This is a genomic window from Microcoleus sp. S13_C5 (genome assembly GCF_036700845.1).
Classification (GTDB): domain Bacteria; phylum Cyanobacteriota; class Cyanobacteriia; order Cyanobacteriales; family Microcoleaceae; genus Microcoleus.
Genome location: NZ_JAUBPR010000005.1, coordinates 19559 through 39600, shown reverse-complemented (window position 1 = coordinate 39600; position 20042 = coordinate 19559). Strand labels below are relative to the sequence as shown.

Sequence of the window (20042 nt, the reverse complement as noted above, 5' to 3'; positions counted from 1 at the left end):
CTCGTTTATCGTCGAGTCTCGATCCCCCTAAATCCCCCTTAAGAAGGGGGACTTTGATCGGAATCTTGTCCCCCCTTCTTTAAGGGGGGCTAGGGGGGATCGGGGCCTAATCGTCAGTTCGATAGCTTGCGTCTGCCTGAATCTCCGCAGGCTGATACCGCATATTTTGGCCCCTACATCTGCGTTTATCCGCGTCCATCCGCCAATATCTGCGGTTAAAAACTCCTTTGATTTCCCACCACAATAAATGTAAAATCAAACAAACATGGGTAGTCAAAAATGAACCAACCACGCCGCCAAGCCTATCTCACCCTGATTCAATCTCTCCTCACCTGGGACAGCGACGAACAAACCGCCATCCTGCAAGCCAATCTAGAATTATTAGACGATGATTTTGCCGAATATTTGCGAGATTGGAAAACTGAAACTCTGCCCCGCTTGGATGCAGATGAAGCAGAAACTCATGCCCATATTTTATACGATTTAAATCTAAAATTTTCAAGTCTTCAGCAAGGCAGTCGCAGAAGCAACATAGAGATTGCGATTGGTTGTCTGGATATAGGATTAACTATTTTTACCCGCGAAGCTTACTCAGAAAAGTGGGCAATGTTTCAAAATAGTATAGCAATTGCTTACTCTTCCCGAATCAAGGGAGACAGGGGTGATAATTTAGAAAGGGCGATCGCCTTTTATGAAGCAGCTTTACAAGTTTACACCCGCCAAGCTTTTCCCGAAAATTGGGCAATGACTCAATATAATTTGGCAATTGCTTACGGTAACAGAATCAAGGGAGACAGGGGTGATAATTTAGAAAGGGCGATCGCATTTTTTGAAGCAGCTTTACAAGTTTACACCCGCCAAGCTTTTCCCGAAAATTGGGCAATGACTCAAAATAATTTGGCAACTGCTTACTTATACAGAATCAAGGGAGACAGGGGTGATAATTTAGAAAGGGCGATCAAATGTTATGAAGCAGCTTTAGAATTCCGCACCCGCGAAGCTTTTCCTCAAGATTGGGCAATGACTCAAAATAATTTGGCAATTGCTTACGGTAACAGAATCAAGGGAGACAGGGGTGATAATTTAGAAAGGGCGATCGCATTTTTTGAAGCAGCTTTACAAGTTTACACCCGCCAAGCTTTTCCCGAAAATTGGGCAATGACTCAAAATAATTTGGCAACTGCTTACAGTGACAGAATCAAGGGAGACAGGGGTGATAATTTAGAAAGGGCGATCAAATGTTATGAAGCAGCTTTAGAATTCCGCACCCGCGAAGCTTTTCCTCAAGATTGGGCAATGACTCAAAATAATTTGGCAATTGCTTACGGTAACAGAATCAAGGGAGACAGGGGTGATAATTTAGAAAAAGCGATCAAATGTTATGAAGCAGCTTTACAAGTTTATACCCGCGAAGCTTTTCCCCAAGATTGGGCAATGACTCAAAATAATTTGGCAACTGCTTACAGTGACAGAATCAAGGGAGACAGGGGTGATAATTTAGAAAGGGCGATCGCATTTTTTGAGGCAGCTTTAGAATTCCGCACCCGCGAAGCTTTTCCCAAATATTGGGCAATGACTCAAAATAATTTGGGAGAAGCTTACAGAAAGAGAATCCAGGGAGACAAGGGTGATAATTTAGAAAGGGCGATCAAATGTTATGAAGCAGCTTTAGAATTCCGCACCCGCGAAGCTTTTCCTCAAGATTGGGCAATGACTCAAAATAATTTGGCAATTGCTTACGGTAACAGAATCAAGGGAGACAGGGGTGATAATTTAGAAAAAGCGATCAAATGTTATGAAGCAGCTTTACAAGTTTATACCCGCGAAGCTTTTCCCCAAGATTGGGCAATGACTCAAAATAATTTGGCAACTGCTTACAGTGACAGAATCAAGGGAGACAGGGGTGATAATTTAGAAATGGCGATCGCATTTTTTGAAGCAGCTTTAGAATTCCGTACCCGCGAAGCTTTTCCCGAATATTGGGCAATGACTCAAAATAATTTGGCAGTTGCTTACAATAACAAAATCAAGGGAGACAGGGGTGATAATTTAGAAAGGGCGATCAAATGTTATGAAGCAGCTTTAGAATTGCGAACTCCTACCACCTTACCTCTTGACTGTCTGCTAACAGGCCGAAACTTAGGCAATTTAGGATTTGACGAAAGCTTGTGGGAAACAGCTATCTTCGGCTACGAAAAAGCGATCGAAGCAGTCGAACAAAGCCGCGAGTGGATAACCTCCGACAACCGCAAACGAGAAATCATCGAAGAAAATCTCAATATCTACGAAAAAATGATGCAATCCTGCATCAATCACCAACAATATGACAAAGCCCTGCAAACAATCGAACGCAGCAAATCCCGCTACCTAGTCGAACTCTTCACCAACAGCGAAATCTACCCGAAAACAGCCACCGAAACCGAAAAACAGCAACTTCAAAACCTGCGCCGCCAAATCGCCGCCTCCCAACAACTCCTAGAAACAGAAACCCCATCTCCTCCCCCTCTTTCCCCCCCCCTTACCAAGGGGGGGCCGGGGGGGGTTCCCGAAGACTCTCCCTCACAACGCACAACTCAAACCCGCAGTCTCAGCCCCGAATCTTTCCAACAACAAAAAGCCAAATTAGAAACAACATCACAGCAACTAACACAACTGCTGGAACAGATAAAACAGCGAGAACCCGAATTCACCCTAACTCAAAAAGTCGAACCCATCGACATCACAAAATTCCAACAAACCTTAGACACCAAAACAGCAATCATAGAATGGTACATCGGCAATTCTAACTCCCCCCTTACTAAGGGGGGCTGGGGAGGATCAGCCTTCATCATCACCCGCGACAGCATAAAACCAGTCACATATACCACAACCGAAATAGCCGAATTAGAAACCTGGAAAAACAACTATCTCGACCAATACCGCGACCAAAAAACCAACCAAACCTGGCAAAACACCCTATCCCAAAAACTCCAAAAACTCTCAGAAATCCTGCGACTAAACGAGATAATCGCCCACATCCCCCCCAACTGCAAACAACTAATCCTAGTACCCCACCGCTACCTGCACCTATTCCCCCTCCACGCCCTACAATTCACCTCAGAAACCCGATTTAAGCAAAAAACCAACTTTCGCGGCTACCTCCTCGACAGCTTCCCCGCCGGCGTGAAATACGCCCCCAGCTTGCAACTGCTGGAACTCGTAAAAAATCGCCTCACCACCAGAAACTCCCCCTCACCAAATCAGCAACAACTATTTGCCCTCCAGAATCCCACCGAAGACTTATTCAACGCGGACATGGAGGTAGAAACCATCAAAATCCGATTCAATCCACATCAAATATTACTCAAAAAACAAGCCACAAAAACCGCCCTCAACGAAAACCGAGAAAACCTCTCAAACGCCAGCTACCTGCACTTTTCCTGTCACGGCGTATTCAACTTTGACAATCCGCTGCTGTCATCCCTAGTGTTAGCCGATTCCCTAGAACCGCAAACCTCACCCCCGCCCCCAGAGTCAAATCAGCCCGATGAAAAACAGCGCTATGTCACCCTACGCAGCGGCAGAAAAACCATCCCAGAAAAATGCCTCACCCTGCGAGAAATCTTTGCCGAATTGCAGTTACCGCAGTGCAGTCTCGTCACACTTTCCGCCTGCGAAACCGGGTTAACCACCTCAGCCGCAATGACGGATGAATACATTGGTTTACCCAGCGGTTTTTTGTATGCGGGTAGCATGAATGTTGTCAGCAGTTTGTGGGCTGTCGATGATTTTGCCACGGCAATTTTGATGATTAAATTTTATCAGGAATTGCCAGATGCAGATTCAGTAGCCCTCGCTTTGAATGCGGCACAAAACTGGATGCGCGGCGTGAGTATGGAGGATTTTCGAGTTTGGGTAGAATTGTTAAATTTAGATAAAAAATCTAGACAAAGTGTGGAATTGTGGTTAATATCTTCGAGTGAGGAACAGCCGTTCGGCGATCCAAAATATTGGGCGGCATTCTGTGCGACGGGATATTAAGTTAGGTGTGCCATCAGGAGTTTGTAGGGGCGAGTTTTACCAACAATATATAACGATAACTAACAATCTAGACAAACCCGCCCTACCCCACCAATAACCCAAATCCACCTGAAATTTGCATCGAATGTTAAAATGTAGATGATGATTTTTCGTTTGGTGGGGGCGGGTTTGAGAGATTGTCGATTTCAGACAATTATTAGTGGTGAAACCCGCCCTACAAATTTATATTTTTTAAATCACGGGAGTAATTACAATGGAACCTGACAAAGTTATCACTATCTTTCTCAAATGGCTGCACGAAAATCCGGGTATCTTCACGCCGACAGCATGGAAAAATTTACCCCAATTAGAGGAAGAAATAGCAGAATCCGCAGATGATGAATTATTTCCCATTGCTTTCACTATCAGCAAGTGGTGTGGCAAGAATGGATTGGGAGAACAATTAAAAGAGAGTCTGCTGCGAAAAGATTTCGACGATGCGGGCGAACCCACCCCAAGTACAACACGGCCACTAACCAATATCACTCAAACTCTGCGTACCAGCATTGAAAATAGCTACAAAAAGCTTCAATAAATCGCAGCAAATAATCAATCAGATACCAGCAATGAGTCCAAGTAGCAAAATCTATGCCCCCAACGTCTATTTATTTGCCTTTCACCTCTGCAACGCCCTAGAATCCGAGTCTAATTCCCCTGTGGAATTCGCCAGTTTGTGGCAGAAGTGCGATGAGATTTTGCAAACTAACTTAGCAGTCACTACAAAATTTAATGACAGCTATTTGCACAAAAAAGAGGAACCTGTCGGCTGGCGAGTTAACCTGATTAATAAACAAGTTGTTGGCAACCGTAATTCCCTTGCCTTTGCTAAGGAGATTTCGGTTGAAAATCAGCCAATTACTCTCAAGGGTTTTGCCCTACCGCTGCGAATTGATGACAGCTATGCCCTGGGTTTAAAAATTTTTGTCCCTGAAAAAGTTAACGGCATTAAAACACCTGCTGTCGATGCTAGCATCTTCAAGGAGTTTAATCCCGATAACTGCTTGCTGCCGGATTTCGTGCAGAGTCATTTCGGGCAAACTCTGCTGCTTACAGCTTGGCTGAGTGTCGAACAAAATCAGGTGGCGCGGGCCGATTCGCAGTTTCTCCAAGCTTTAGGCAAACAGTGTCTGGAAAAGTTGATTTATGGTCAAAATCTGCCGAGTTTTTACCGTCAAGGCGAATTGTTCGGTAGCCCGATTTTAGAATACGGCAATCCGAGTCGGCAAGATACCGACTGCCACGTTATCGTCTGGTTTTTCAACAGTTCTGCAACTGATGAAATCTGGGATGAGACACGCTACAGTGATTTTATGGATTTGTTTCTGTACCGAAATAAGATTCTTCGCGCTTATCACGACAGCCGCAAGCTTTACCAGGTGACTCGCGAGGAATACAGACAAATTGAACTGGCGATTGACAAGACTTTTAAGTATTTGCAGCGAGATCAAGCTCAGCAAAGGCAATCGAAAGGTGCGGGTTTAAAGGAGGAGGAATTAGAACATCTTAAACGTCAGATGATTGAGATGCCACCTCGGGCTGTGAAGTATTCCCGGATGCTAATTGATTTGGAGTTTCGCCAAAATACGATCGCCATTCACGCCCAAAATTACCAAGATAAATTAAATAAAATAAGTCTTGACATCAAAGCAGCTAAAAAGTACGATGATAGTGATGCCGATTTAAGTTTCCTCGCAGCATTCAGTAAAGAAACTTGCCCGCAGTTTCAAAGGCAGATTCAAGCAGATTTAGGCTATTTCAAACACGGTTCGGGCTTGCTAGACCAAGCAACCGAGGCAATTAGAGCTATTGTGGCGATCGAAGAAGCTTATCGGGATGCGAAACTAGAGGTAACGATTCAAGCTGTCGGCTTTGGTTTGGGAGTAGCCGGGGTAGTGGCTGGCAGTTCTCCTTATTTAATTAAACAAGACCCGCCGAATCAAATTGTTGCTTTGCCTTTGCCTTTTCTGAAGGTGGGAATTAATTCTTTTGCCTTCGTATTGTTGATTAGTATCGGTGCCGGGGCTCTAGTTTGGGGTGGGGTTTTGTTACTGGCTAATTGCAAGAATCTACTAGGTAAGTTCAAGAATCTACTAAATAGAAATAAACAGTTTCCGCCGTCATAATCCCGGTTCCGGGCGGGCAAATCGCCCGCCCCAGAAAAAGATTAGCCTTAATATTGAGGTACAGACGGGTCTACTTCTTCACTCCAAGCAGTAATTCCGCCCTTAACATTAATCCCCTCAATTCCAGCTTCCTTCAAAATCCCCAAAGCCTTCGCAGAACGTCCGCCCATTTTGCAGTGTGCAATCAAGCGGTGGCCGTTCAACAATTCCTTGACCTTGGCGATACCTTCGCCGTGTTCGATATCCGGCAAAGGAACCAAAACCGACCCAGGAATTTGAGCAATTTGATACTCGTTGGGATTGCGAACATCTAACAATACAAAATCCTTCGCACCGCTGTCGATTAACTCCTTAAGTTCTGCGACAGTCATCTCAGAAATTTGCTGTTGTTCTTGCGCTTCCTGCGCTTTAGCTTGAGGAATGCCGCAGAATTGTTCGTAATCGATTAACTTTTCAATTACCGGACGCACTGGATTAGGCCGCAGTTTCAATTGCCGGAACGTCATATCTAAGGCATTGTAAAGCAACAGTCTGCCGCTCAAAGTAGTGCCTTGACCCAAGATAATCTTGATAGCTTCCGTTGCTTGGATAGACCCGACAACTCCGCACAAAACGCCTAAAACGCCACCTTCTGCACAAGAAGGAACCATCCCAGGAGGCGGGGGTTCCGGGTACAAATCGCGGTAATTCGGGCCGCCTTCGTAGTTGAAAACTGTTGCTTGTCCTTCAAATCGGAAGATGGAACCGTAGACGTTGGGCTTGTTTAAAAGCACGCAAACGTCGTTCATCAAATAGCGAGTCGGGAAGTTGTCCGTACCGTCGATAATGATATCGTAAGGAGTGGCAATGTCGATCGCATTTTCGGAACTAACGCGAGTTTCGTACAAATCAACTTGGCAAAAAGGATTAATTTCTAAAATCCGATTTTTAGCCGACTCAATCTTCGGTTTCCCAACCCAAGAAGTGCCATGAATTACTTGCCGCTGCAAATTAGAATGGTCTACAACATCAAAGTCTACAATGCCAATGCGGCCAACACCGGCGGCTGCTAAATACAGCAGCAGCGGCGAACCGAGGCCTCCCGTACCGATGCAGAGCACACTGGCAGCTTTGAGACGCTTCTGCCCATCCAATCCAACTTCTGGGAGGATGAGGTGGCGAGAGTAGCGTTCGTATTCTTGTTTGTTGAGCTGGATCTCGTCCAGATTAGGATTTAGCATGATATTGTGTGTAGCGCAGATTTTGAATTATATCCTATCTGAATCTTTCGCATTTTTACGAGTTTGTTATTTTTACTAATTATTTCTTAATCTCAGTCGGTTCCTGTGCGAGAATTTCCTCTGCTTGAAAGTTCCCCTCTCCGTCAAGACTCCAACTGCGGAGGTCTTCCCAACAGCCTTGTCGGACGGACACAATGATATAAGAGTATTGGGCCCAGGCCAATGTCCGATCGCACTCTGAGGGCACTGCGGGACAATCCGTGTGAGAATGATATATACCGATAATATCCAGAGTGCGATCGCGCCCGTGTTTCATCGCCCGCAACATATCTTCGGGCTTTATAGCATATCTGCGTCTTTCTGTCAATTCTTTTTGTTCCGGCCAATTCTCTTCAGCTTCCGCACTCCAAGCATTTTCAGTCGGCCAAACTTCTACTAAAGTTTTAACACCGCTACTAACTCGACCGAGCAACAAACCGCAGCATTCTTCAGGATAAGCGCTTTCAGCGTGGGTGCGCATGGATAAAATTTGAGAGTCGGAAAGTGCGATCGGCTGCATAGGATTTTATTGTAGATTTTATTGTAGATTTTTTTGTAAAGTGCGATTCCCTGCGAGATAGCTACGCTTCACGGGCTTTTTTTATTGTGGAACAGGCATCTTGCCTGTTCAGTACTGGCTTTTGTGGAGATGTCTATTGATTTGACATTCCTGTAGCTGTTTGCAAAATAGTTCTATAAGCAATAACAGCTTCTGTTTGGTTAACATATCCTACATATTGACTCAATACAGAAAAGTCTAACTCAGACAAAAATTCACTCCTCGAAATTAACTGATAACCCGACTCCCGCAAGCGGTAAAGAGAAAATTGATCGTTAGCCCAAAACCAGACTTCAGGAACCTGCAAACCGCGATACACTTCTAGTTTGTCAACACCGCCGCTAGTCAGAGCAATTTCTATCACAATATCCGGGACTTCTGCAAGTAAACCTAAACAGTAACACTCATCTGGTTCAGCACCCCGTCTCACAGCTTCGCGGCGAAATGTAGCACTACCGTAACCGTTGAGATTAATTAGCCTTTCAACTGCATAGGTTTCTATCAACCGGGCAATAATTTTTTTGAGCCTTTCGTGTTCTGGCGAAATCGTCATAATAATTTCTAACGTTCCTTCCAAGTAAGTCATCCTGGGGAATTCATCGACAAACATATCAGAAAGTTGCTCGTATTGCTCCCAACTAACATCATATAAAATAATGCGCTGTTCGGTAGCCGGTTCGAGAGTTTTTGGATCTAAAAGTAACATAATTAATTACCTCACTTAGATATCTAAAAGGTGGATTTTTTCAATATTTCTCACCCTTCTTCTCTGTGTCCTCTGCGCCCTCTGTGGTTCATAAAAAAGTTACTGTAGGGTGCGCCGGATCGCGCACCTTACCCCTTAGTTAATGTAGCTATCTAGCCCTCAATTGCAATCAAGTCGGAGTTTGCTGCAATTCCGGCCGCTCATCTGGGACGATCGCACCTTCGACAGGACACACCTGCAAACAAATACCGCAGTCTATACAGGTATCAAAATCAATCCAAAACCAATCAGTACCCTTGACATTTTTGCCGGGGCCGGGGTGAATACAAGCAACCGGACAAGCACCAACGCAATCAGCAACTCCCTCGCAAATATTCGTAACAATAGTGTGTGCCATAGTGTTCTCTCAAAAGATTTTAGTTAGATAGGGAATTAGCAATTAGCAATTGGCAAAACCTTCTCTCAATCAGCAGGATACATAATATCATACCGGGTGATTTTTAGCCAATTACCAACTACCAATTACCAATTACCAATTAGGCTAATTTACCGTTTCAATTGTTGGCAATCCTTCGGCATTTACCCAAGCAATTTGAGCAATTCGTCGATCGCGCGCGTATTCCCGCGCCGACTCTGCTGTCTCCCGACTCTCCAAATCTATTTCTACCCGAACTAGGTGAGTAGAGTCTCGAAGTTTGCGAGCGTAAGCAAACGCGGCGGCACTAGCTTCAGGAGTTTGAGCCACCACCAACCAGTCGCTAGCTGCTGTCTGGCTGGGCAATTGCCCCTCTGTCAGCAAAACTTGGTGCAACTCTTCAATATTCAGACAAAACCCAATGCCGGGGGAATTTTGCCCTTGGGGGTCGAACAGTCCTAAAAGTTGGTCGTAGCGTCCCCCTTGTCCTAAAACTCGCTGTCCTGTCTTGCTGCTGCTGACAACTTCAAACACAATGCCCGTGTAGTAGTCAAATGTTTGAATTAAACTCAAATCGAGGTGAATGTGGGATTTTAGATTGGGAATTTTTGACTGGCATTGGTGCAGCAATTCGATCGCCGATTTGAGATTATTTAACGCGGCTTGCTGCGGCAAATCTAAATCTAGTTTGGCAACAATTGGCAACACCTCTTCTGGTCTGCCGCGCAAGTCAAATAACAGCAGAGCTCTTTCTCGCAATTCGGTTGACAGCGGCAAAGTTTCCAAGGCAATTCGATCGAGATTGGCGATCGCCCCCCGAACTTTTTGGCGCACGTTTGGCGGAAACGGTTCGAGCAATGTTGCAGTCAAGCCCGCTTCTCCCAAAACCAAATGCCACTCATCAATTTCCAAGCTCTGCAAGCACTCAGACAGCAGCAGCAGCACTTCCGCATCCGCAACCGCCCCCCCCGCGCCGAGGAGTTCTACCCCAGCTTGATAGAACTCCTGTTGCCCGCCTGAGCCAGTATCTGGGCCTTTGCGGAACACGTTAGCGTTGTAGTAGAGGCGCTGAGGCTGCCAGCGAGTCCCTGCCATCCGCATTGCAGCCGCGCGGGCGATGGATGCTGTCAATTCCGGCCGCAAACCAAGTTCTCCATCCTCGGCGTCTTGCAGTTGAATTAAGGTCGATCGGTCGATCGCGCCCCCAGCCATTAAAGTCTCCAGCCTTTCTAGAGTTGAAGTAATAATCCGGTGATAGCCCCAGCGGTGAAAAACCTGCTGCAAGCGCCGTTCGAGCGAAATTTTTTGAGCAACGTCAAGGGGCAATAAATCTCTTGCACCGGATGGGGGTTGGTGAACCATATCAATTTTAGATTTTAGACTTTAGATTTTAGATGGGGCTTAGAAGCTTAGCTTTCTGGACGGTGTAAAAGTCTAACGAGGCAAGCTTAACATTCGACTTTAACAAATTAAGGTGTCATATCAATTTTAGATTTTAGATTTTAGATTTTAGATGGGGCTTAGAAGCTTAGCTTTAGGGGACGGTGTTAAAGTCGAAGAAGGCGAGCTTAACATTCGACTTTAACAAATTAAGGCGTCATATCGTTTTCGTTTGCATCGGAATAATCATTTTCTCCGTCAGTGCGATCGTCCCGTTCTTTCTGGAGCATCCGCGATCGCGGGACGATCGCACTGATGGTATAATTCCGATATCACCGGATTTGATATCACCAAGTCTTGATTTTTTTGATCTAGCTCACTCCACTGCTGAGCAGTTCACCCGTTTCTAAATATTCAAGACTCACAACTCACAACTTCTCACTTCTTCTTCCCGCCAAACAAACTTGCAAAAAATCCTGGTTTTTCGTCACTTTTTTTGGCCTTTGCGGCAGCTTGTTCCAGCTTTTTCTTAACCTCCAAAGCCGTCGGTTCTTCAGGATTTGATGCCAAAGCTTTGTTCATCTCAATTTTTGCCATTGTGGCTTGATTTTGTTCAAGGTAACACATTGCTAACAAAGCGTGGGCCTCGCTGTGTTTCGGATCGCGTTTCACCGCTTCTTTCAACTCTAAAATTGCTTTGGCGTAACTTTTGCTGTTCATGAATCCTTGAGCTCGGCGGCAATAGGCTGCGGTCTGCGAGTCGGGGGGTTCGACTTTAGGCGGAGGAGGAGGCGCGGGATTTGCGGTGGCTGGGGTTGCTGCTGCTGTTTTTTCTGTGCTAGTTGGGTTTGTGGCTTTTGCAGATGAACCGGGTGCAACCCCAACACCGCCACTCATGCGCTCTTTTCGCAGCAGGTAAACCATGTTGAGTTCGCTAATTTGATCGATCGCCTCTTGCGTTTCCTTAACTGATTCGTACTGCTTGAGAGCGAGTTTGCTAACTGCTGTTTTGTAAGCTTCTTCCCAATTTTGAGCGCTAGCTAACTGTTTGGCTGCTTCGCTTTCAATTTGCATTTTCGCCTGTTCTTTAGCGACGCGCTTGCCGATGGCTGCTAATAGCAGGCTGTATTCTTTGCGATCGCTTTCCTTGGAAAATTTGTTGTAGGCCGGATTGACTACTTTTGACAAAAATTGGTTAGCCCAATCTTTATCGGCTTGGCTTTCAAAAGAGCAAGTATCCGAATGCAAGCGGCGGGCGATTTTCATGTAGCGCTTGCGGATGTCGTTAAACTCGGCGTCTAAGGGAATTCCCAAAATTGCGTGCTGATCTGTAAAGTCATACTTGAACAGCCCTTTTGTCATTTCAAAAGACATAACTTTTACTCTTCCTTTCCTGGCTTTTCACTATTCTTTAATGTAGCTTGAGTCAAGGGGTTGTGACCCCCGTACTACCCCCTATCTATTGCTGGGGGGGCTACTTCCAAGAAGATAAGGGAGGAACGGCTAGCAGTGCGCTGCTGAGTTCGGCGTGTATTTTGCCGTTTGTCGCCAAAATCCGACCCGAGTTCATCTCAAAGGCACTGCCGTCATAAGCTGTAATTTGACCTCCGGCTTCGGAGACGATGACTACACCTGCTGCTACGTCCCAAGGGGCGAGTCCCCGTTCCCAGTATCCGTCCGATCGCCCCATCGCGAGGTGTGCGAGGTCTAGGGATGCGGAACCGCTGCGTCGCACGCCTTGGGTGAGGTGGGTGAGGTGACAGAATTCGGCATAATTATTGTCTGCTGTTTCGCGCCGATCGTATGCAAAGCCAGTGACTAGCAAGCTGGTTCTCAATTCTGAGATTTGGGAAACTTCGATCGGCGAACGGTTGCAGGTTGCTCCCAATCCTTTGCCTGCCCGAAACAATTCATTATGAAAAGGGTCGTAAATTACTCCTATTTGTGGTATACCGTCGATTAAAAGTCCGATCGACACGGCCCAAAAAGGATATTGGTGAGCATAATTTGTTGTGCCGTCCAAAGGGTCGATCGCCCACAGGTATTTGCTGCTGGCATCCCCTAATTTGCCGGATTCTTCGGCGAGGATGGCGTGGTCGGGTACGTGGCGGCCCAGAATTTCTAAGATGACGACTTCTGAGGCTTTGTCGGCTTCTGTGACTAAATCGCCCGATCGCCCTTTTTCTTGAATTTTTTCTAATTTTCCGCAGAAAGATTTTAGGACGGAACCGGCGGCTAGGGCTGCTTCGGTGGCTATTTCTAAGAAGTTTTGCAGTTGATTGTCAGTCATTTGTTAGTTGTTATAGCAGAAGGAAGAAGGAAGAAGGAAGAAGGAAGAGGAAGTACGAACCGCGAAGACGCGAAGGACATGAAGGAAGAGGGAAGAGGTTCAATGTTCGAGGGAAAAATGAAATCATTGCTCATTAGTTGTTAGTTATAACTGAGGAGTTTTTAGTCATTGACTAATGACTAATGACTAATGACTATTTCCGATTTTGCTGGCGAAATTCTGCGGGAGTTTGGCGCAAAGCTCGTTCTGGATTCCACAGGCCTTTACCCATGAGTCTCGCCCATTCTTGAGCGTTGATGAGTCGCTGCTGATATTTGGTGTTGGGCGATCGCACTGAGGCCAGGGCATAACCTTCTTTGACTAGCAGTTCGTTGAGCAAAATTTTATCTTGCCACAAATAGGCTAGTTTGCGATCGAACTGGTCTTTCTGTTCGATGTCTGATTCTAACAATACCTGTTTTCCCCCAGTTAGCTGTTCTAGTCTTTGTTTGGCTGCTTCTCCCCAAGGCTGCTGTTTTAAATCCGGCGCATCAATACCAATCAGCCTGATTTGTTCTAATAAGGCTATTTTGTCGGCTGTACTGATAACTTCGATTGTTTGGCCGCTGATGGCCCTTTCTACTTTGGCGATCGTACCTTGGGGAATTTCTGGTTTTTGGCAGCTAGCTAACAACAGACAAAGGGCGATCGCAAATAACCGATAAAGCATGGATAATTGGTAGTTGATAATTTATCAAATTGCCTCACTCTTCATCCAAGGGCAAACCGGCTCTAACTTTACCTTTGCCGAAGTAACGACCGAATTGCAGTTCGTACACTTCGTCTTCGTCTTGCGTCTCTACCTCGATGTTGGAACGGGGATAGCTGACGCACAGCAGGGCATAACCTTCTTTTTGCAGTTCCACAGAAAGCCCCATTGCTTCTGGCTGGTGCAGTTCCCCCGACTTGACGCGCACCGCACAGGCGGTACAAGCGCCGTTGCGGCAGGAAAAGGGCAATTCTACTCCTTGGTTTTCGGCGCTTTGGAGGATGTAGCGGTCTTCGGGTACTCGCACGGTGTGGCGATCGCCTGTCTGTCTGTTATGAATTTTAATTGTGTAAGAGTCAGTCATGGAATTTTAGATTTTAGATTTTAGATTTTAGATTGGGGTTTCCGGGGCTAAATCCTTTATATGAAAGGGTTTGCGACACAGGGAGCAGAATCCGGCCTGCCCGTTTGACACCCTACCCACATTAAACAGCAAATTTATGCCGTTACCCCTTCCCAAATCAGATTTGTTCTGCTAAGATAGTTTAGCTGTGGCTAAATGAATTAATTTAGCCCTGGAGAGGTGGCCGAGCGGTTGAAGGCGCACGCCTGGAAAGTGTGTTTAGGGCAACTTAACGAGGGTTCGAATCCCTCCCTCTCCGTTAAACAAGCTGTTCAGGTAAAAAAAACAGCTTGCAACAAAAATCTCTGATATGAGATAAATACTTTGATTAGAGCGAGATCCCTTGAATTCTTTGAGAAAAATCAAGGGATCTCGCTTTTATATTTTTGAGTGTAAATTACGGGCGATCGCGCCGAGAATAAACGCCCCGATATAATGCCAATAGTATAAAACCATAGTGACCTACACCAATCGCCAGCGATATGGTCTAGGAGCGTCACTTAATTGTTTTTTCCAAATTTATCTTTGAACTAATCATACCTTAATTTCGCAACGCCCATCGGTAACATTTAGGGACTGCCAGCATAGGGCCAGATGCCTCTGGCATGGGCATCGGGCATCGGGCATGGGTAATAGTTAGTGGTTACTGGTTAGTAGTTTTTCTAATCACAAATAACCAATGCCCTATTCCCAATGCCCAATTTCCAAATTAAATGAACAAGCTAGGTGAGATTTTAAAATAATCGCCTAGTGCCTTAGCTTGTGCCTTGCTAATCGCTCTTTTCCCATTCACCACCTCAGACACCACACCGCTCGATCCAATGATGCCTACCAAGTCCGCTTGACGGGTGCCACTCGATTCCATGATGTGTTGCAAAATCTCATGAGGCTCCGATTTGTCCATCGGATAATTTTCTGTCTCATAAACTTCAATCAGGGTGACTAACAACTTGTATAAAGCTCTCTCCTCTGGAGTGAGGTTTTTAGCGAACGTTAGCCGTTCGGCCACAGCCAGGAGGCGATCGTATTCCTCTTCGGTTTCGATCGCCATAGGAGCAATTTCTGCAAGCAATTTGCTATAAGTGGCTCCATCAAAAGTAAGGATCATTTTTCCATTTGTCTTTGTCGTATTCAGCGTGGGTTAGGAAATATTTGTAGTAAATAGTTTGGTTCTCGTAGTTGATACCGACAATCAGGCGATATTCGTTGCCTTTGATATTAAAGACTGTCAAGTCTGCTACTGCTTCGGCATCCCGGTAAATCTTGCGAACATCCTTCAAATTCTGCCATTCTGCTTTCTTTACAGTTTCGTTCCAGCTATCAATTTGATTTTTGACATCGGGATACTGGGCAGAATCTTTACGGAGGTTCCGGATCGAAATTAAGTGCATCGGTTTTTCTTTTATTTTTTATTGTGTTTTGCATAGTGATTGCTAATTGTTGACAGTTTGGCGTTGCTGATTTGCGGTATGAATCAACTTTTCCCTTGAAGTTACAAAACTCACCCTCAAGCGGGCTTATAGCAATTGGGAAATCTTGAATTCATACGGTGAATCAGCAACGGCGACAGTTTTGGTTGCATACTATGCTTATACTCTCATTTTGAGAGGAAAACGTCAAGGCCCGATCGAGTAAAAATTCTTTAACCCACTCCAAGTGGGTTTTGTGTGTGTAGGCGCGGTTGGAAACCGCAGGCTTTGTCTTTAATCCCACTCTTCCTCCCCCGACTTGATCCTCATCGTGTAAAAAAGCTTCTAGCAGCGTGGTTCGGGCGATCGCCTCGCAAATCAGAGTCAGCGTTTTAGCAGAGGCTCTACGCACGACAGCGTTGCGGTGATGTGCTAGAGCTTCCAGCCAAAAAAAGTTGCAGGTTTGCCAATTGAGCCGAGAGTTTCGGCTAAACTCAGCCTTACCATTCCCTGCGAATCTCCCATACATTCGACCATCTTTTTGAGCAGTTCGCTGTTGTTGGGATTGAAAGTTGCGAGGGCCATTTGCTCCCTCACCGTTAGCAAAGCGTCGATTTCTGCTGGCTCAATTGCTGTTTGAATATCAGTCGGGGAATTTTAGATTTTAAATTTTAGATTTTAGATTGAGGTAATTTATATCGAACTTAGCATCAGCGAGATTTGCCCCTCTGAACGAAGTACCCTCAGCATTTCCAATCTCTCGAACAATAGCGGAGAAAGACACAAACGCAAACCAAAGATACAGCAGCGACAGCAAACCGAAACACATACCCCAAAACAGTTTGTGAGTGCTCAGAAAAGCGCTCGCCGTTGCACTGAACAAAAAAGCCCCTGCGTAAGTCGCCACACTTCCAGCCGATGCGATCGCCACCTGTGCAAATTGGCCACGAATCCGGGAACTCACAAAAAACATTAACACCCCGCCGATCGCCATTCCAGCAATAGCAGCCTGGGAATTATTATTAGTTGCAGTGCCAGCATAGAAAAATCCCAACAAAGCTCCTGATAGAATAGCAGAAATTGTTTGTGCCAATCTACCCGCTTTTGAGGTTTTTGGCTGTTTGCTGGCGATCGCCGAAGCGAAACCCGCAGCGCTCAAAACCCCGTACAGCAACAGAACAAAAGGCCAACTGCGAGAGCCCGGTACTTGTCCTTGAGCTCCCAAAATCAGTCGAGTCAGAACATCGCCCACAACCAAACAAATCGCGATCGCCCCCGCACTCAAAACAGCAATCTGTCGCCGAGAAAGCCCGATTTTTGCACCGATAAAATTCGCACCCGCTAACTGAGCATTTCTAAAATTGCAGCCTCTAAGATCCGCGCCGCTGAAATCAGCACCGTTAAGAACTTGTCCTTGGAACGATCGATTTCGTAAAATTTGATTGCTAAAATTATTGGAATCCGAATACTTCATATTAGTACAGGATGTTTAAAAATATATAAATTTGTCAGTGTTCCCGTCCCCAATCTCAAATATAAAATGGTATGACTTATCGGCTCACTCTCAAACACATTTGGCATATTCTCGGTCTCGGAATATTGCTCGCACCAATACTACTCTACAACATTCCCTACTTTTTGCGTCCCCAACAAACAAACGAAGCCCGATCGCTCTTTCAAGGAATAGCCTACCGCAGGGAATTCCTGCCTAATCCGCGTCCTACCCTAATTCACATTGTTAGCATCGACCTAAAAGCGCCGGGAATAGGAATTTTTGTCACTCCCGGAAACCCAACACCCGATTTAACAGAAACCCATGCCCGCACGGCTACTGAATTCCTGAAAGAATTTAAATTGCAATTAGCAGTTAACGGCAATTTTTTTTATCCCTGCATCGAGGAAGCACCTTGGAATTACTATCCCCGCAGTGGCGATCGAGTAAATAATGTCGGACACGCCATTGCCAAAAGCCAAGCTTATTCTCAACCACACCCCGGCTTTCCTGCCCTTTGTTTTGATGCCAAAAACCGCGCTCAAATAATCGAAAACGGCACTTGCCCTGCGGGAACAGCCTATGCAGTTGCCGGAGATACTTTGCTGGTAAAAAATGGCAAACCCGTAGCACAAAGTCAGGAAGAACGCAAACAGGATAAACCCTATCCCCGTGCAGTGGTGGCGATCGACAAAACAGGCGACAAGTTGTGGTTAATTCTGGCAGACGGCAAGCAGAGGCTTTACAGTGAAGGGCTGAAATTGAGCGAAATAACTGATATTTCGATGCAGTTGGGAGCCGAGACCGTGCTAAATTTAGATGGCGGCGGATCGGTAACTTTTGCAGTAGCATCCCCGTCAGGAGCGAAACTCTTGAATGCTCCGATTCAGAATAAAATCCCCATGCAGGAACGTCCAATTGCCAATCATTTAGGATTTTATGCGCGGGAAAATTAGGGTTTTAAATTGCGTTTTTCTCTCCGAATGTTGGGCTTAAAAATGATTCTATGCTGCACTGCGCCCAAGCCGCTGCTTCTATAAAATCAGCTCTTAAAACCTATAAAAAAAATAAATGATGCCTCCGCATACTCAAATAAATAGGCTACTGATTGCCTTCATTACTAATACAAAACTTCGCTTAAATACCCACAAAATTTCTTATTCAGCAGTGAATTGTTTTTTAATCTGCCCAAAATCTGGGAATAATTGCTAAAATTGTAAAGAAACGTAACAAAAATTTATAATTGGCTTATGGAAATTAGCGAAATCCAAGCAGCGCTGCAAAGTTCGGATTCTCAAGACAGGCTGCGGGGGGTAACGGCTCTGAGAAAGTGCGATTCTGCGGTGGCGCTACCGATGTTGCTGAGCAAAGTGGACGATCGCGAGTTTATGGTGCGATCGTTCGTGGCGATGGGATTGCGGCAGATTCAAACTGCGGAAGCTTTTGCGGCGCTGTTAAAAATGATGCAGTTCGATCGCGATCCGAACGTGCGAGCAGAAGCCGCTAACTCTTTGTCAAGGTTCGGAACCGAGGCAATTTCTCATTTAGTCGAAGCTTTTCGCCGCGATGACAATTGGCTCGTCCGGCGCAGCATCATGGCTCCGTTGTACGAAATGCAGTGTCCTGATGCAATATTTGAAATTTGTGCGATCGGTCTTGGCGGCGAAGATTTACCAGTTCAGGAAGTAGCAATTGACGGATTTGGTCTGCTTGCCAATACCCAGAAGCAAGAAGAGGCTTTGCAGCAATTATTACCTCTTGTGAGCGCGGATTACTGGGGAATTCGGCTGCGAGTTGCTCGCGCGCTGAGCAAATTTGACAATCCTCAAGCTCGCGCGGCTGTGAGCTATTTGGCAAAAGATCGAGATCATCGGGTTGCAGGTGCGACTTTGGAAGCTTCGCTTTAAAACAACGGCTTACAAGCTCAACTGTGCTATCTGCGGTATCTTGCCGAAAAAACCCCGGGTCAGGAAATGTTCACGCGGTTCTACGGGGAGGAATGGATCGAATAATACATTCACGGCTTTTTGTTCAATTGGGAACGCAAGCTGGCACAATTGGTAAGTAACAAGAATTAATTTTAATACAAGCTTCAGCCACTATACTAATAAGTGTAGGTTGGCATGAGGAAAATGCCAATGGTCAAAAAAAATCGCAATGTAGTTAGTTCCAATTCAGACAGCAAAGTCAAAATCGGACTTTCGCTGACTTCTTCTAGTGCCGATCGATTGAACACGATCGCTCGAAAGCTCGGAATATCAAGGTCGGAACTCCTAGAACGCTTGGCACAAGGCGCTCTGGATATTTCTAAGGACAAGACGGAAGTTACTGTCACTTGGAAAAAAGGTGAAGAAACGCAGGTAGAGGCCCCTGACTTGCAAGGGGAAACAGCCGAAGAAAGCGATATTAATGACGCTGTAACGGCAGAAACTCTATCGGACTCGGTGAGCGTACAGCCAAATCCGCTGCAAGAAAGTTACGAAAGTTTACAGCAGCAGTTGAGTGAACGCGAAAGTTTGATCGCTTCTTTGCAGCAGCAACTCGCTACCGAAAAGCAAAATCTCGAAAGGCAATTGCAGGAAACAGTAGCGAAGTCAAGTTACGAAAGTTTACAGCAGCAGTTGGCTGAACGCGAAAGTTCGATCGCTTCTTTGCAGCAGCAATTAGCTACCGAAAAGCAAAATCTCGAAAGCCAATTAGCCGAAACTGTAGCGAAGTCAAGTTACGAAACTTTACAGAAGCAGTTGGCTGAACGCGAAAGTTCGATCGCTTCTTTGCAGCAGCAACTCGCTACCGAAAAGCAAAATCTCGAAAGCCAATTAGCCGAAACTGTAGCGAAGTCAAGTTACGAAACTTTACAGCAACAGTTGAGTGAACGCGAAAGTTCGATCGCTTCTTTGCAGCAGCAATTAGCTACCGAAAAGCAAAATCTCGAAAGCCAATTAGCCGAAACTGTAGCGAAGTCAAGTTACGAAACTTTACAGAAGCAGTTGGCTGAACGCGAAAGTTCGATCGCTTCTTTGCAGCAGCAATTCGCCGAAAAAGAACACCGGGAACACGAGTTTCAGCAACAGCTAGCAGAAAAATCGAGTTCCATCGAATCTTTGCAGCAGCAAGTGGCTGAAAAAGAACACCGGGAACACGAGTTTCAGCAACAGCTAGCAGAAAAATCGAGTTCCATCGAATCTTTGCAGCAGCA

The 20042-nt window shown here is 45.6% G+C and carries 20 protein-coding genes and 1 tRNA gene; 7 read left to right on the top strand and 14 right to left on the bottom strand.

What is annotated here, in order from left to right; translation table 11 throughout:
• The first annotated feature begins 279 nt into the window (after positions 1-279).
• From QUA04_RS02725 to QUA04_RS02715, 3 genes are all read left to right on the top strand, one after another.
• The gene (locus QUA04_RS02725; protein ID WP_333253515.1) at positions 280-4020 is read left to right on the top strand and encodes a CHAT domain-containing tetratricopeptide repeat protein; all 3741 of its coding nucleotides are present in this window, start codon (positions 280-282) and stop codon (positions 4018-4020) included.
• A gap of 253 nt (positions 4021-4273) precedes the next feature.
• On the top strand, positions 4274-4594 hold the full coding sequence (locus tag QUA04_RS02720) for a hypothetical protein (protein WP_333253513.1): 321 nt from the start codon (positions 4274-4276) through the stop codon (positions 4592-4594).
• Between the two features lie 31 nt (positions 4595-4625).
• Positions 4626-6182, top strand: coding sequence for a hypothetical protein (locus QUA04_RS02715; protein ID WP_333253512.1), 1557 nt, complete (start codon positions 4626-4628; stop codon positions 6180-6182).
• A gap of 47 nt (positions 6183-6229) precedes the next feature.
• Here QUA04_RS02715 and moeB read toward each other — a convergent pair whose 3' ends face one another.
• From moeB to QUA04_RS02670, 9 genes are all read right to left on the bottom strand, one after another.
• The gene (gene moeB / locus QUA04_RS02710) at positions 6230-7402 is read right to left on the bottom strand and encodes a molybdopterin-synthase adenylyltransferase MoeB (RefSeq protein WP_333253510.1); all 1173 of its coding nucleotides are present in this window, start codon (positions 7400-7402) and stop codon (positions 6230-6232) included.
• A gap of 79 nt (positions 7403-7481) precedes the next feature.
• On the bottom strand, positions 7482-7961 hold the full coding sequence (locus QUA04_RS02705) for a M67 family metallopeptidase (protein ID WP_333253508.1): 480 nt from the start codon (positions 7959-7961) through the stop codon (positions 7482-7484).
• A gap of 133 nt (positions 7962-8094) precedes the next feature.
• Positions 8095-8706, bottom strand: coding sequence for a Uma2 family endonuclease (locus tag QUA04_RS02700; protein ID WP_333253505.1), 612 nt, complete (start codon positions 8704-8706; stop codon positions 8095-8097).
• A 169-nt stretch (positions 8707-8875) separates the two neighbouring features.
• Complete coding sequence (locus QUA04_RS02695) at positions 8876-9103, bottom strand: ferredoxin family protein (protein WP_333164293.1); 228 nt, start codon at positions 9101-9103, stop codon at positions 8876-8878.
• Between the two features lie 144 nt (positions 9104-9247).
• The gene (locus tag QUA04_RS02690) at positions 9248-10483 is read right to left on the bottom strand and encodes an ATP phosphoribosyltransferase regulatory subunit (protein WP_333253503.1); all 1236 of its coding nucleotides are present in this window, start codon (positions 10481-10483) and stop codon (positions 9248-9250) included.
• Between the two features lie 456 nt (positions 10484-10939).
• Positions 10940-11875, bottom strand: a complete 936-nt coding sequence (locus tag QUA04_RS02685; protein ID WP_333253501.1) for a tetratricopeptide repeat protein — start codon at positions 11873-11875, stop codon at positions 10940-10942.
• 100 nt (positions 11876-11975) lie between these two features.
• Positions 11976-12791: an inositol monophosphatase family protein gene (locus tag QUA04_RS02680; protein WP_333253499.1), complete on the bottom strand. Its 816-nt coding sequence runs from the start codon at positions 12789-12791 to the stop codon at positions 11976-11978.
• Positions 12792-12984: 193 nt separating this feature from the next.
• The gene (locus QUA04_RS02675) at positions 12985-13500 is read right to left on the bottom strand and encodes a thermonuclease family protein (RefSeq protein ID WP_333253497.1); all 516 of its coding nucleotides are present in this window, start codon (positions 13498-13500) and stop codon (positions 12985-12987) included.
• Between the two features lie 34 nt (positions 13501-13534).
• Positions 13535-13903: a 2Fe-2S iron-sulfur cluster-binding protein gene (locus QUA04_RS02670; protein ID WP_006635700.1), complete on the bottom strand. Its 369-nt coding sequence runs from the start codon at positions 13901-13903 to the stop codon at positions 13535-13537.
• 213 nt (positions 13904-14116) lie between these two features.
• Here QUA04_RS02670 and QUA04_RS02665 point away from each other — a divergent pair.
• Positions 14117-14201: transfer RNA gene (locus tag QUA04_RS02665), tRNA-Ser, on the top strand.
• A 450-nt stretch (positions 14202-14651) separates the two neighbouring features.
• On the opposite strand, the gene QUA04_RS02660 is transcribed toward QUA04_RS02665, so the two are convergent.
• The 5 genes from QUA04_RS02660 to QUA04_RS02640 all read right to left on the bottom strand — a co-directional run bounded on the left by QUA04_RS02660 (position 14652) and on the right by QUA04_RS02640 (position 16825).
• Complete coding sequence (locus QUA04_RS02660) at positions 14652-15050, bottom strand: transcriptional regulator (RefSeq protein WP_333253495.1); 399 nt, start codon at positions 15048-15050, stop codon at positions 14652-14654.
• Positions 15034-15333 (bottom strand): type II toxin-antitoxin system HigB family toxin, encoded by a 300-nt coding sequence (locus tag QUA04_RS02655; protein WP_333253494.1) that lies wholly within the window; start codon positions 15331-15333, stop codon positions 15034-15036. The genes QUA04_RS02660 and QUA04_RS02655 overlap by 17 nt, the downstream gene beginning before the upstream one ends.
• A gap of 163 nt (positions 15334-15496) precedes the next feature.
• Positions 15497-15763 (bottom strand): hypothetical protein, encoded by a 267-nt coding sequence (locus tag QUA04_RS02650; RefSeq protein ID WP_333253492.1) that lies wholly within the window; start codon positions 15761-15763, stop codon positions 15497-15499.
• 20 nt (positions 15764-15783) lie between these two features.
• Positions 15784-15936, bottom strand: a complete 153-nt coding sequence (locus QUA04_RS02645; protein ID WP_333253490.1) for a hypothetical protein — start codon at positions 15934-15936, stop codon at positions 15784-15786.
• A gap of 79 nt (positions 15937-16015) precedes the next feature.
• Complete coding sequence (locus tag QUA04_RS02640; RefSeq protein ID WP_333253488.1) at positions 16016-16825, bottom strand: pentapeptide repeat-containing protein; 810 nt, start codon at positions 16823-16825, stop codon at positions 16016-16018.
• A gap of 71 nt (positions 16826-16896) precedes the next feature.
• Here QUA04_RS02640 and QUA04_RS02635 point away from each other — a divergent pair, with 71 nt between their 5' ends.
• The 3 genes from QUA04_RS02635 to QUA04_RS02625 all read left to right on the top strand — a co-directional run.
• Positions 16897-17799 carry a phosphodiester glycosidase family protein gene (locus QUA04_RS02635; RefSeq protein WP_333253485.1) on the top strand — a complete coding sequence of 301 codons (903 nt, stop codon included), beginning with the start codon at positions 16897-16899 and terminating at the stop codon, positions 17797-17799.
• A 294-nt stretch (positions 17800-18093) separates the two neighbouring features.
• Complete coding sequence (locus tag QUA04_RS02630) at positions 18094-18750, top strand: HEAT repeat domain-containing protein (protein WP_333253483.1); 657 nt, start codon at positions 18094-18096, stop codon at positions 18748-18750.
• A gap of 231 nt (positions 18751-18981) precedes the next feature.
• On the top strand, positions 18982-20042 hold a 1061-nt coding region (locus QUA04_RS02625), incomplete at its 3' end, for a ribbon-helix-helix protein, CopG family (RefSeq protein ID WP_333253481.1).